General features: G+C 50.1%; 9 protein-coding genes. 2 read left to right on the forward strand and 7 right to left on the reverse strand.

The window, feature by feature from the left end; genetic code table 11:
* Positions 1–453 precede the first annotated feature (453 nt).
* The 6 genes from ASD40_RS30250 to ASD40_RS38885 all read right to left on the reverse strand — a co-directional run bounded on the left by ASD40_RS30250 (position 454) and on the right by ASD40_RS38885 (position 10,199).
* A complete protein-coding gene (locus ASD40_RS30250) occupies positions 454–2,268 on the reverse strand; it encodes a family 43 glycosylhydrolase (protein WP_057306831.1) in 1,815 nt (604 codons plus the stop codon).
* A gap of 61 nt (positions 2,269–2,329) precedes the next feature.
* Positions 2,330–4,708, reverse strand: a complete 2,379-nt coding sequence (locus ASD40_RS30255; protein WP_057306832.1) for a glycosyl hydrolase family 95 catalytic domain-containing protein — start codon at positions 4,706–4,708, stop codon at positions 2,330–2,332.
* Between the two features lie 75 nt (positions 4,709–4,783).
* Complete coding sequence (locus ASD40_RS30260; protein ID WP_235549441.1) at positions 4,784–5,707, reverse strand: glycosyl hydrolase; 924 nt, start codon at positions 5,705–5,707, stop codon at positions 4,784–4,786.
* 25 nt (positions 5,708–5,732) lie between these two features.
* Positions 5,733–7,289: a glycoside hydrolase family 43 protein gene (locus ASD40_RS30265; protein ID WP_156390240.1), complete on the reverse strand. Its 1,557-nt coding sequence runs from the start codon at positions 7,287–7,289 to the stop codon at positions 5,733–5,735.
* 41 nt (positions 7,290–7,330) lie between these two features.
* The gene (locus ASD40_RS30270) at positions 7,331–7,579 is read right to left on the reverse strand and encodes a hypothetical protein (protein ID WP_057306834.1); all 249 of its coding nucleotides are present in this window, start codon (positions 7,577–7,579) and stop codon (positions 7,331–7,333) included.
* Positions 7,580–7,766: 187 nt separating this feature from the next.
* Complete coding sequence (locus tag ASD40_RS38885; protein ID WP_235549442.1) at positions 7,767–10,199, reverse strand: LamG-like jellyroll fold domain-containing protein; 2,433 nt, start codon at positions 10,197–10,199, stop codon at positions 7,767–7,769.
* A gap of 426 nt (positions 10,200–10,625) precedes the next feature.
* Here ASD40_RS38885 and ASD40_RS38890 point away from each other — a divergent pair, with 426 nt between their 5' ends.
* Together ASD40_RS38890 and ASD40_RS38895 are read left to right on the forward strand one after the other, a co-directional pair.
* Positions 10,626–10,934 carry a hypothetical protein gene (locus tag ASD40_RS38890; protein WP_235549443.1) on the forward strand — a complete coding sequence of 103 codons (309 nt, stop codon included), beginning with the start codon at positions 10,626–10,628 and terminating at the stop codon, positions 10,932–10,934.
* Positions 10,935–11,280: 346 nt separating this feature from the next.
* Positions 11,281–11,418 carry a hypothetical protein gene (locus ASD40_RS38895; RefSeq protein ID WP_235549444.1) on the forward strand — a complete coding sequence of 46 codons (138 nt, stop codon included), beginning with the start codon at positions 11,281–11,283 and terminating at the stop codon, positions 11,416–11,418.
* A 503-nt stretch (positions 11,419–11,921) separates the two neighbouring features.
* Here the strand turns inward: ASD40_RS38895 and ASD40_RS30280 are convergent.
* A complete protein-coding gene (locus ASD40_RS30280; protein ID WP_057306836.1) occupies positions 11,922–13,544 on the reverse strand; it encodes an extracellular solute-binding protein in 1,623 nt (540 codons plus the stop codon).
* Positions 13,545–13,592 lie beyond the last annotated feature (48 nt).

The raw sequence follows: 13,592 nt of genomic DNA on the forward strand, positions 1-13,592 counted from the left end.
TGTTTCTTCTTAGTAATTTCCTGATTGATTATTATTGCCATTCCCGGACTGATCTCTTCATGATCTGTTATCCAGTTGTCTCATTCTGGTAAGCGCTTACTTTAATATAATTTTAACAATGCCAGCGGTTGTGCGTATATATCACTTTTCCCTTATTCCTTGTAATTTTCAAAAAAAACCTGTGCACTAAGGCAACAGGGCTCATCTGGGTTGCGTACAGTCTGAACGGAAGATAAATACGTTGGTTGTTGCAAAAAGCGTACATACGATTCCCCCAGATCATTTTCAAAGCCCCTATAACATTTCTTGCTTCAACCTCCCGTTTCTACTTTTCTGTAGATGCACCTGTAACATATAAAGAACCGCCTCGTTCCCGATAAAGGAGAGAAGCGGCACGAAAGCGAACCTTTCCTATTACGCCTGAATACTTGGGTTAGGGCTACATAGCATCCTCTACAGTTTCACCTGTTGCATCAGCCCATCTTCGCCGAAGGTGAGGGGGTCTATGCAGACTTCGCGGTGATAGCCTTTTCCTTGTGTAAACCGGGTCAGCGGCGTTACAAACCGGTGATACGCAATCCAATACTTATCGGTGCCCGGCTCCTGGAGAATCGAATGATGAGCGGTGCCGAGCATATCCTTTTCCTTATTTTTGACAAGAACCGGGTAGCGGTAAGTTACTGGACCGTAAAGATGCTCCGCCGTGCCATAGTTCACGTGGTAATCCTCGCTGCCGGTGTCATCGCAGGACCAAGTGAAGTGATACTGCCCGCCGCGCCTCAGAACGGTGACCGCCTCCCGGAAGTCGTGCAGTCCGGCAAGATTCTTCATCGTATCCTCAATGACGCTTACCATATCTTCGCCGAGCTGTACGATTGCAGGGTGTGCATTTCCAAACAGCATGTAAGCCGTACCGTCATCCTGGGTAAAGACGGATGGATCAATGGTCTGGCCCATGGCGATACCAAGACGCTTCATCTGTTCCATGGTAATAAGCGGCTGCGGCTGCGCGCGAAATGGGCCTGCCGGAGTCTCGGCAACCGCAACACCTATGGCGCACTCTCCGCTTTCCATTTTGCCGCAGAAATAATAGTAATATTTACCATTTTTTATGGCGATGGCTGGTGCCCATGCGCTGCCGACAGCCCAGGGTACATCTTCCGTCGCAAGATCCAAAATCACGCCTTCGTCTTTCCAAATGCGCATGTCAGCCGAAGAAAACGCATGAAATTGCGTGCCCGACCAGCCCGTGAAGCCGTCGGTTGTGGGATAAAGGTAATAGCAGTCGCCGAACTTCACAAGATCCGGGTCAGCGAATTGTCCGGGCAGCACCTGATGGCCGTCGCCAAACACTGCCAGAAGGCGGCTGCATTCCTCAGCGGTAATAGGGAGGACTCCGCCGTGGCGCTTCTTGGTTTTCCCCAAATTGAACGACCCTTCCGGCAGAACCCGGAATTCACCGCTTTCAAGGTCGGAGGTCAGCAAGGGGAGGTAGCCCTTTCCTTCCGCAAAGCGATCCACAATAAGGCACCACTCCTCGCGGTCGTTCAGCTTGAAAATTTGCGGCCCTTCCACACCTAACAATTCCTCCAAAGCAGGAGCGGACAGATTGGTAAAAGAGTCTTTTTCCAGTGATGTGCCTTTTTCGACCCGGATATTCTTAGTCGTTTCATCCTTGGAATAACGGTAGTAGGTACCATTATGGGCAATGATCGTGGTATCAATGATATGGTTATCCCGTTCAATATACTTTTCAGGCGCTGTGAAGCTGCGGAAATCCCTGGTACGGGCACTATAGATCTTTTGTTTCCGCTCTATTTCCTGCGGCTCCTGCGTCGCGGAGGCCCAGAACACCAGGAATTCGTCCGCGGCTTCGTCATAAATGGCCTCCGGCGCCCAGACGCAGCCGGCACCCGGTACGCCAAGCGTGACTGCCCACGATGAAGACCAGTGCACCAGATCAGCGGATTCCCATACGATAATGTCCCGGCTTCCAGCATTCACCGCAGTGTCCCAGCCTTTTCCGTTTGCAATGCGGAGATCCGTGGCAATTAGATAAAACTTGTCCTCCTTAGGCGAGCGCACGATAAACGGATCCCTCACGCCCTTTTCCCCTAGTTCCGAACGTAGAACCGGTAAGCTCGCGTTCAGGTCTTTCCAATGCAAGCCGTCCTCACTATAAGAGAAATAGACCTGTTCACCCTCAAGCTGCTCCCCGATAAAATGTACCAAAAGGTAACCTGAATATTGGCTGTTATGTACTGTCAAAATAAAGTCCTCCCCTTTATGGATATGATGTCTGTCTGTGTGGGTTTAAAGACAAAAGTCTTCAAACGGTCGATACCACGTAACGTTTACCGCTTTCAACATGGAACCCGATGCATCCGTTCCCCATAACAGAATAAGCAACTTCTTCGCCATCCTGCGTAATTCTGACCTTTTGCTTGGCGAGGACTTTGCAGGTCTGTGTTATGGAAACGGCGATTTCCGCCTTTGACAATACGCCATTCTCCCACTCAAGATCGACCACATACCCCCCTCTGCCCCGCAAGCCTTTGACATATCCGTCCTTCCAGGCATCGGGCAACGCCGGCAGGAGTTCCAAGCAGCCTTGATGCGATTGCAGCAGCATCTCTGAAATCCCCGCTGTGGCGGCAAAGTTTCCGTCGATTTGGAAAGGAGGATGCGCGTCGAATAGATTGGCGTAAACACCGCCTCGGCCACGATGAATCGAATCTTCTCCCTTAACGAGCGACAGTAAATTCGAGATTAACCGCTCAGCGCGGTTGCCGTCCTTGAATCTGGCCCATAGGCCGATTTTCCAGCCCAGACTCCAGCCCGTTCCCCCGTCCCCCCTTATTTCAAGCGATGTCTTCGCAGCTCGGAACAGATCGGGAGCAGACTGCTCCGTAATCAGACGCCCCGGATAAACCCCGACAAGATGAGAGACGTGACGATGATGGGCATCCTCCTCCTCGAAATCTTGGAACCATTCCTGCAATCGACCGTGCTTGCCGATTTGAAGCGGCAAAAGCTTTTGCTTCTTCACTGCCAGTGTCTTTGCAAAATCTTCATCAATCCCAAGCAGCTCCGCAGACTTGATGCAGTTGTCGAAACATTCGCCGATCAGAGACAGATCCATGGTCGCCGACGCACTTACGGAATGGCACTTATCGCCAACCCGGAATTTCAGCTCTGGAGAGGTGGAAGGCGAAGTAATCAAATAACCGTCTTGATCTTCCATGAGCCAATCCAGACAGAATAACGCTGCTTCCTTCATGATAGGGTACGCGGTTTCCCGTAAAAATGCTTCATCCCCGCTGAAAGCATAATGCTCCCATAAATGCTGGGTCAGCCATACGCCTCCCATCGGCCAGTACGCCCATGCCGGGTCTCCATCGCCATAATCGCCAACCGGCGCCGTTTGGGCCCAAAGATCCGAATTATGGTGTGCCACCCACCCTCTTGCGCCATAATTCGTTTCCGCCGTCTCCTTTCCATTGCATGCCAATCTGCGGATAAATTCAAACAACGGCTCATGCAATTCCGCCATATTGCAAGACTCTGCCGGCCAGTAGTTCATCTCGGCATTGATATTAAGCGTGTGGTTGCTGCTCCATGGCGCTCTCGTTTCCTCATTCCATATGCCTTGCAGATTGGCAGACTGGGTTCCCGGGCGGGAGCTTGCAATCATCAGGTACCGGCCATAATGGAACAAGAGCTCCACCAGCCCCGGATCGCTGCTGCCATATTCAGCAATTCGCCGATCGGTCGGCATATCGGAGGGAGCTTTGGACTCTCCCAAAGACAAGGCAACTCTGTCAAACAGCTTGCGATGATCGTCAAGATGCCGGTTTCGAATCTCCTCATACGTCATACTGCTAACAGCCTGGATGGCATCCGTTGTGATTTTCCGCAGATCCCGTTCGGAATGGCTCGCGCCCATGCTTGCGTCAAAGGAGGTGGCTGCACTGAAAAACAAGGTCGCGCTGGTCGCTCCGACAACATGCAAGCCGTCTGCATTAACCTTCAACGTCCCGCCTTCATGCACCACAGCCAATCCGCCGTGGAACTTCAAAGCTTTTGATGACTCAGGCGCACCGTAAACAATGGGATTTTCCGAGTTGTAGTAGCTGGGCCATACTTGCTCAGGAGCTGTACCGGATATCATATATTGTTTTTGATCGGCATCAAAGGACGATGCATAATGAATGGGACTGTCCAGCCAGGCCCGAAAATCGAGCATCCCTTCCTTGCTCGACGTCAGACGCACGACAATGGATTGATCGGGATAAGAAGCGAATGTTTCTCGGGTATACTGAACGTCGCTAACGTTATAGGTAACCGTCACGATGCCGGTTGACAGATCAAGCTTCCTGCTGTATTGGTGGTTCACATCGCCATGATGCATCACGAAACGCAAGTCTCCGAAAGGCAAATAGGATTGCGTATAGGGACCCATCATTTCCTTGCAGAGTCGATCCGCTTCCTCATAGTTCTCTTGGGCAATAATCTCTCTCACCTTCGGCAACACGTCTTTGGCCCCCGGATTATTCCAATCTTTAGGGTAACCGGACCATAGCGTGTCCTCATTCAATGCAATGCGTTCTTTCTCAACTCCGCCAAATATCATCGCGCCAAGTCTTCCGTTTCCAACGGGAAGGGCTTCCGTCCAATAAACGGCTGGGGCATGAAACTGTATATTCATAGTGATTTCCTTTCCTTCTATTTCAGAATTTCACTCGTTGTTCATACCGAATAATCGAAATGATCTCAGGTTTGCTTACTCGCAGGTTGGAGGCATGAGCTTCAGTTCAAACGGCCGGTCTCGGTCGCATACCAGCTTACCGTCAACAACGTCCAATTGGGCTACTTGTATGGAGGAACGCCGTGTTCCGTAGGTGTAGGAAGGAGGCTCTTGCCCGGTTAATCTCTCCGGATGGGTGAAATAAAAGATATAGGCTTCGTCCCCTGAGCAGACTACATCCGCATGCAAGCCAATCGTGCCGTCATCTTCCCTCGTGCCTGGCTGATCGAGAATGAGGCCGTTCCGTTCCCAGTTGATCAAATCATCCGATCGGTATACACCTTGCCCTCTCCACTCGTCCACGATTAACCAATAATATTCTTTGAACTGAAAGACATTAGGCCCTTCATGTCCCCGTCCCTCAATAATCAGCCCTACACGTTCCCAATGGTATAGATCCTTGCTGTCGGCGGCGTAGGTGTTGTTGTCTTCTTTGAACCACATTCTGAACAGGCCGTTAGGGAGACGGTAAATACAAGCATCTATAATATTTGTCTCGCTGATATCCAGCCTGGACTGAAACGTCCAATTGAGGAGATCTGGACTTGTATAATGGAGCATGTCCGCCCGACCTACCCAATCCTCAGGTACCCCTTGAATATAAGTGACATACATATGGTAAATGCCTTCATGCCAGTAAATCTCAGGCGCCCAGAATGTATTTCTTCCCCACTCGATGTCCAGCCCCGGGAGTGTTCCCCGGTAAACCCAATCGTTCCCATCTTTGGATGAAGCAACACCGAGATCAGTGCCGTGCACCCAGGCAAATCGACGATCTTCCACCGTTGCCCTGCGGTTTGTGTAAATCATCCACCATTCCTTGGCTTCTCTGTTCCAAATAACGACCGGATCCGCTGCTCCGTCATAAATAGGGTCTCGATACAATGGCGTTTTCATCATAGCCTCCAGTGTGTGTTCGTCATGGTTACATTTCTCCTGCAATCTCATAACAAAATTGGTCTACATCAATATAACCCTGTTCACTCTCGCAGTTATAGCTGTATAACCCGATCCGATCTCCCCTATAATTCCCCCACCCCAGCTGATAGGCGCCTCCAAAGCTCGTGAAATGATCCCCATCGACGCTATATTCGAACTGGCTGATTCCGTCTAAGTTCCACACAGACCTTAACCATAGGGTGCAACCTGATAATTCCGGTCCCCATTCCATCGTTCCCGAATGGTTAAATTTCAGAACCCTTGTCCCATTCTGTTGGTGTACGCCAATCATGCAATAGGTTTGTGCAAAATGGCAAAGCCCCGCTTCTTGCCCGTCTGCCATGCCGCTGATCTCTATTTTAACGGTTACCTCATTGTGAACCGTTCTAAACGCTCTTTGCGAAATTATGTTGCATACGGTAAAGAAATTGTCCTTATCGATGGGTTGGCATGCGTTTAGACGCAAATAACCGGTCCTTTCCGTTAACGACCATTTGTCGGCTCGCGGCTGATGGTTCCATTCCCAATGCGGCTCAAGCACCGCTCTGTCAAAATCGTCGTTTGTGGAAAGAACCGTTACGGGATGTCCGCTTATGGGCTTCCTGCCTCCCCATACCATCTCCCCGATTCCGTCACCGTCCGTATCGTTTCCGATGATCGGCCATCCGTCAATCCACGTTACGGGCAGCAAGTGAAGCGGTCTCCCCTCGTACTCGCCCGTTCCTTGATGCGAAATAAAATACCAATCACCGGAAACGGTCTGGACAAGTCCACCTTGATTCGGCTCCCGGTCTACATCCTTGCCATGCGTATGGATAATCTCCTTCTCCTCGTAGGGCCCATAAATATGTTTCGCCCTTAACATCATGACGACTCTGACTTCAATGCCTTCCTCACAGCGAACCTCGCTGTGGAAAAAATAGTAGGTTCCGTTTATTTTATAGAGCTTATTGGCTTCGCTCCCTTTGTGCTGATGAATAATCGTATCGCTGTCATGCAATAGTTCTTTGCCGTCTTCACTTAATTTAAATAAATGGATATTATAGTTATCGGCAAAATTAGTGGCAACAAAGTAGCCTTGTCCGTCATCGTCCCAAAACGGACAGCAGTCGTCCCAGCCGCTAACCTCCCAAACTTGATGAAGCGGTTCCCAAGGTCCCGCTGGATCGGCAGCCGTGCTCATAAACAATCCTTCATCGGGCGTGAAAAAATACACCCAATATTTATCCTTGTGGAATCGGATCGCGCCCGCCCAGACTCCTCTGCCATAACGGTTCATTCGATTGTAGTTATATTCAGGGCCGATACTCGTCAAATCATCCACAACATGCCCGATCATTCTCCAATTAACAAGATCTTTGGAATGCAGTATCGCCATCCCCGGAGAGCAATGCAAAGTAGAGGAGATACCGTAATAATCATCTCCGACTCTAATCACATCCGGATCGCTATAATCTCCCGGCAAGACAGGATTGACATAAGTGCCGTCCCCCTGATCTCCCCAAGCTCCCTTCTTCGATAACAGATTGTAGTTATCTTCCATAACAGAATCATCCTTTCCATTCTAAAAGAACATTATATGTTTCAGTCAATAATTATCTGATCGTACGTGCTCTCCATGTCTTCGTTCAGAGAGTACAGCAGATAATAACGTCCATTCACAACCCCGCGAAATGACTGTGGGTAAGCTTCATACTCCTCACGAGTAAGTAGAGGGTAAATTCTCACGCTCGTTTTCGCGCGTTCTTGCACCGTTGTCTTGATTGCATCCCCAAGTTTGTCCATGACGGAAAGAACAGATGCCTTTTGTTCATCGTACAAACAGAATCTCACATCATAGCCCCCCTCACTCTTGATGTGCTGGAACTTCTCACGCAACTCTACACAATTTCCGACACATTCGTCATAAGTATCATTCAACGGATCAGAATAAAGCTCCACCGCCGAACAAATGACGGAAAGTCCGGAACACGACGTGCATGTTCCGGACTTCCGCTGGTTCATTCACTGTCGCTGCAATCTACTCGTTCATCACAGCCGATACTTCCTGAGCGTTTAAAGCACTATTGTAGATGCGGAAGTCGTCAACCCGACCGTCGAGATAAGGATCGTTGAATTGCGATCGGCCGATCCGATTCTGCGTGGTAATGCCGAGTTGTGACGGTTTGATGTTGATGTTGCCGCTGCCTACTTGCTGGCCATCGACATAAAGTGTTCCAGTAGAACCGTTCAAGGATACGGCAACATGATGCCAGCCACCTGTAGGCAGCGTCACAGTCCCGTCGAACTTTTGCTCCGTCCCGCCGTTTTTGATCCCAAAACGGATGAAGCCGTTTGAATCGTTTTGCGGCGTCAGGAACATGTAGTGGGACGTATCGGAACCGAAGTCGAAGATCCGCGCCCATTTGGTACTGGTGTCCAAATATACCCAAGCGGTTACGGTAACCGCGTTATCGCCGGAAACAACGCCTGACGGCAGGGTGACATAGCCATCAGTGCCATTCAGGTCTACAGCGTTGCCCTTATAGCCGGCTACCAAGCTGGCGCCGCCTGTCAAGGTGCCGTTCCAGCCGTTGCCGGTCACATCGGAGGCCGTCGTTCCTGTCGTTTCGTTAAACGGAAGCTCCGCCACCGGAAACAAGGTTTGCCCATTCACGAGATGCATCACTTGCGATGCGGTCATAGCGCTATTATAGATCCGGAAGTCATCCACCCGTCCATCGAGATAAGGGTCGTTGGTGTATTGCGAGCGGCCGATCCAGTTTTGCGTGGTGACTCCCAGAGTGGACGGCTTCAGGGTCATTGCGGTATTGCTGCCTACTTGAACACCGTCAACGTAGAGGATGCCCGTCGAGCCGTTCAAGGTAACCGCTACATGGTGCCAGCCCCCGGTCGGCAGCGCCGCCTGTCCGTCAATGATTTGTTCAGCTGAGCCGTTGTTCTTGATTGCAAAACGTATTTTGCCTTTGTCACTTCTCGGTGTGAGGAACATATTGGTAGCCGAACCGGAACCGAAATCGAAGATCCGCGCCCAGTTGCTCACCGTATCCAGATTCACCCAAGCAGCCAAGGTGATCGTGTCGTTGCCGGATACGACGCCTGACGGAAGAGCGACATATTGAGTCGTTCCGCTCAGGTCTACAGCGTTGCCGTTTTTGCCGGCTACACGACTCGCGCCGCCAACCAATGTGCCATTCCAGCCGTTGCTCGTCGCATCAAATGCGATCGTTCCGCTGGTCTCGTCAAACGGCAGGTTCGCCATAGTCATGGTATCGCCAGTGTCTCCGAATACCTTAAAATCACGGATGCTGGCCGTAGCGCCGCTTGGCAGTCCGGTCACGCTAACACGGACATATCGGGCATTTGCAACAAAGTAATCGGTCTGAACCTGGCTGTTGTTGCTATTGCCGGTCTTGTTGATTTTTGTGGTCCAGTTAACATTATCATTGGACACATCAAGGGTATACTTATATGCTTGACCGTCCTGTGCCCACATTACCTGAGTACCGTTATTGATCGTCAAGCTTCTGCCAAGGTCTACCGTCCACGTATGGCCGGTTAACGTATCAGCTGCACTCCATGCCGTCATCGTGTCCCCGTCGTTCCCATTGGAGGCGGAATTTCCTGCCGCAGAGCTATCCGCCGTTGAGGTCTTGCCGATCGCCAGATCGGTCGGGTCTCCGAATACCTTGAGATCGCTTATAGCAGCGTTAGCGCCGCTTGGCAGTCCGGTAACCGTAATTCGGACATACCGGGCGTTCGCTGAAAAGTAATCGTTCTGAACCTGATCCGTACTCGTATTCGTCGTCTTGTCAACGACTTGGGTCCAGTTGGTGTTATCTATTGATGTTTCGACCTTATACTGATAGACGGAGCCGCTAGTCGGCCACAACACCTGGGTGCCATGGGTGATCTTCTTGACATAGCCAAGGTCAACCTTCACATAATGTCCGGTGTTTCCGTCATTCGCGCTCCAGCTAGTCATTTGGTTGCCGTCTGCCGCATTGGAAACCGGAAAGCCTGACATCGTACTATCGCTACTTGCGGTCTTGCCCATCGCCAGATTCCATTGTTCTCCGAGTACCTTGAAATCGTAGAAGCTTGCCCACACACCGCTTTCCAGACCAGTCACAGTAATTTTGACATACCGGGCGTTTGCCTGGAAGTTATCGGCTTGCGTTTGGTTCGTGCTCGTATTGGCGGTCTTATCGACTTTCATGGTCCAGTTGGTATTATCATTGGAGGTTTCAATCTTGTACTTATACACTTTGCCGCTCTGTTCCCACTTCACTTGGGTACCGGTAGGAATTCTCATGCTGGAGCCAAGGTCTACCGTCCATGAATGGCCGGAATTTCCATCATTCGCTGACCAACGGGTCGAGATGTTGTTGTCATTCCCGTTGGAAGCCGGATTTCCTGCCTGCGAGCTATCGCTACTTGCGCTCTTGTTCAACGCCAGATTGAGTGGCGTGACAGGAGGGAAAGGCGTCACCGCAGGAGGTGTACCTCCGGAAGCGATGAAGTTCACGTTGCTGGTATAGTTGCCGACCGTAATATTTCCTGCGGCGGCATTCGAAATTACATTCCCGTTAATTTTCAAATTCTCAAACGTGATATCCTGGGCCAGACGGGAGGAATTCCAGCCGTAAATTGTGGAACTGTCGGTATTCGTACCGGTATAGGATACATCCTTGAAATAGACATTTTTAATTCCACGACCCGGGCCGGTCGTCCAGCCATTATCGACGATACCCATTTCAACAAGCTTGTGTGCACAACCATCTTCGACCCGGATATTGTCGAAAGTCGTATTGGTGATCAGGTTGCCGTCGCCGCTTATTATTGCAATGTTCAACGCACGGCTGCAGCTTAAGGTATTATGCGTCAGAATGTCAATATTCTCAAACCTGAGATTATCCATCACAACGCCGCCGCCGGGAGCCGTCGGATCACCGTGAGTGCCGATGTTGATGGCATGGGCAACGTCCGGCATCAGAATACTGTTGGAGACTGTGACATTCTGGGTATTTCCCCAAAAGCTTTCTCCCCCGCCTTGGCGCGTGCCGTAGAGCGCGATGGCGTCATCGCCGGTGCGGTAAAAGGCGTCATTGATCGTTACATTGTTGGAACCGTATACATTAAGACCGTCGGTCCATTTCTTGTAGCTGAACCATTTGACGTTGTTTAACAAAACATTGCTGGAATTTCCGATATTGGCGCCAGTGCCGCCGCTGCCAGCGTTGCCGTAATCGTTCACTATGATGCCATCGACGGTGATATTATTCGAAAAGTTGATCACCAGACCTCCATAATTGGGACGACTCAGCATTCCACGGCCTATGAACTTGGCATTATTAGCACTTAGGAAACTTACATTCCCGTTGATGACCCCACCGCCGGCAAGGTAAAGCGTCTTGTCGCTGGGTACTACGTAGCTCTGGTTATGCACACCGGGGCCAAGATAAATGACATTCGGGTCCGTAGGGCTGGGAGGATTGACCTCCAACGGATTTACAAAAAGGTGAAGATTAGTGTTGACATTCCCATTCACCTCCACCGAGAGCTTCGTAGGGCCGGATATGGAGAATGTCATCGTATTGCCGGTGACGGCAGGCGTAAGCCCGGCGCTCGTAGGATGGATGGCAGCCGATGTAACCGTTCCGGAATTGTAGGTTATCGAAAGATCGACCGGACCGTCCGTATCGAAATAAGCAATGGAAGCATTAGAGGCGGGAGTAACTCCAACTGTCGTATTATACACGTCCACGTTCTGCCAGGTTCCGCCTGGAACCCGTACTTGCACGGTATAGGTGGTGTTCATGGGAATACCCGCCGGGGCTGGATAAGTCTTTAATGTCGTAGCCGCTTGAACGGATGCCGGAAAGTTAAACACCATCGGAACGAAAGCGATTACAAACGCAAGTAGAAAAGATAACACTTTAGACCTTGTTTTACTTCTGTTAAATAACGGATTTTTACTCATTCTTGCAGCTCCTTCTTTTTTTGAAATTTTTAAATCGTAAGCATTGATAAGCTACTGTTTGTTAATCCCCCCTTACACTAGTGAAAAGCACAAAGTACTTCATGTTTAGTTCACGCGAAGGAAGCTCACGAACATAGTAGATATCGTTCGGAAGCTTCCTCGCGTCGTTGCACTGCAATGGAACCTTGGTTGTTACTTGATACCTCTCTTGGCTACCTCATCGTTAACTTCTTTGATGGCTTCAGGCACACCTTTGGAGTCGTAACTCTTAACAATTTCTTTCCACTGGGCAATCGGGTCACCTTTGCCCAAAATCACTTTAAAGATGTCATTCAGGATATCTTGGCCCTGAGCCGCAAGCTTATTTTTAGCTGGGGTCGAGATCGCATCTAAATCAAAGTTGACTGGGATCAGCGTATTTTCTTGTTTATAGCGATTCCACGTTTCAATTTGCAGCTTCAGCAGTGCGGCTCCTTCAGGATCGGAGCTTACCACTTTTTTGCCCTTATACAGGAGGGGATCCCATGCGGCAAGAAAAACCAGTTTTGACGTGATCGGGTATTTGTCGGCAAGCGTTTCACCGGCTTTCAGCAGGGAAACGTATTGTCCATTGTCCACTTTAAAATCGACATTTTCGATTCCATTAATGCCCAGGACTCTATACTCATCAGACATCATGTAATCCAACACTTGGAGAGAACGTTTGAATTTATCATCGCTAATGGTACTGGCGAAAAACGTATTGGACCAGAAAGGCGCGCCCGCAGGCGTATAGCGTTTTCCGTCGGCCGCAGGCCAGATGTTCAAATAACCCATTGCTTTCGAAGGGCTGACGCCAGGATTCGCTTTTTTGAATGCGGATACTTGTTCATCACTCACGCCTTCCATGCCATAAAGCGCAAAGCTTTGGCCGGACAAAAACTTGTTGGTGCCGTCGGCGTCTTTCTGGATGGCAAAGTCCTTGTCAAGAATACCTTCCGAATAGAGCGTACGAAGCTGCTTGATACCCGGATAGGCTTTCTCGGACGTGAAAGAGGGAATCCACTTGCCGTTTTCCTGGGTCCAGTTATTCATCATTTCGGGGAAGCTTCCCAAGAATTGCGTTAACAGATAGCCTTTATTATTAATCGTCAAACCGGTGACACCGGGGTGTTTCTGTATGACTGCTTTGGTCATGGCCAAGAATTCGTCAAAGCTTGCCGGATCCTTAGTAAATCCGGCTTCCTCCGCCCAATCCTTCCGATAACGGATGGGCCTGGTCAGCCTGGCATCGCCGATATCCTCACCGCCAAAACGCGGAACCGCATAATATTTCCCATCCACTTTTAACGGCCGCAAGGCCGGTTCCACAGCTGGACTGGAAAAGAGCTTTTTCAAATTCGGATACGGGCTCAGATCGTCGGGAAGCGGCTTGATGACGCCTTGCTTGGCCCAAGTTTGGTACAACCCCAAATCAACATCGTCGGCGAACATATCGGGAAGCTGCTTGGATGCGGCCCATACCTTTGCCTTCTCCTGCCAGTCGTTCCAGGTAATCTGAACGGGTTTGATCGTGATGTTGAATTTCTTGGTCAAATCGTTGTAAATTATATCATCCTTTGCTTTCGGAGCATCAAAGCCCGTCTGGATGTCCCATACTGCAACACTAAGCTCCAATGGCTTGCTCAATGCTGATTCATCTGACTTCTGTGACGCCCCCGCCGTTGCGCTCGGGGATGTGTTTGGCTTGTTCTCCGCTTTACCGCAGGCGGACAGCGCCGTCCCTGCGAGCATAAGCAAAGCCGAGCATACCAGTGCTTTTTGTTTGACCTTCATTTCGTAAACCCTCCTTGTTTATTTGAAGCTAGGATATATATAATAACG

It is taken from the genome of Paenibacillus sp. Root444D2 (assembly GCF_001426375.1).
GTDB lineage: Bacteria > Bacillota > Bacilli > Paenibacillales > NBRC-103111 > Paenibacillus_E.

Coding starts and splice junctions, on each gene's coding strand:
- ASD40_RS30255 (WP_057306832.1), bottom strand. CDS start 4,708: ATGAATATACAGTTTCATGCCCCAGCCGTTTATTGGACGGAAGCCCTT.
- ASD40_RS30260 (WP_235549441.1), bottom strand. CDS start 5,707: ATGATGAAAACGCCATTGTATCGAGACCCTATTTATGACGGAGCAGCG.
- ASD40_RS30265 (WP_156390240.1), bottom strand. CDS start 7,289: ATGGAAGATAACTACAATCTGTTATCGAAGAAGGGAGCTTGGGGAGAT.
- ASD40_RS38890 (WP_235549443.1), top strand. CDS start 10,626: ATGCGTCAGAATGTCAATATTCTCAAACCTGAGATTATCCATCACAAC.
- ASD40_RS30280 (WP_057306836.1), bottom strand. CDS start 13,544: ATGAAGGTCAAACAAAAAGCACTGGTATGCTCGGCTTTGCTTATGCTC.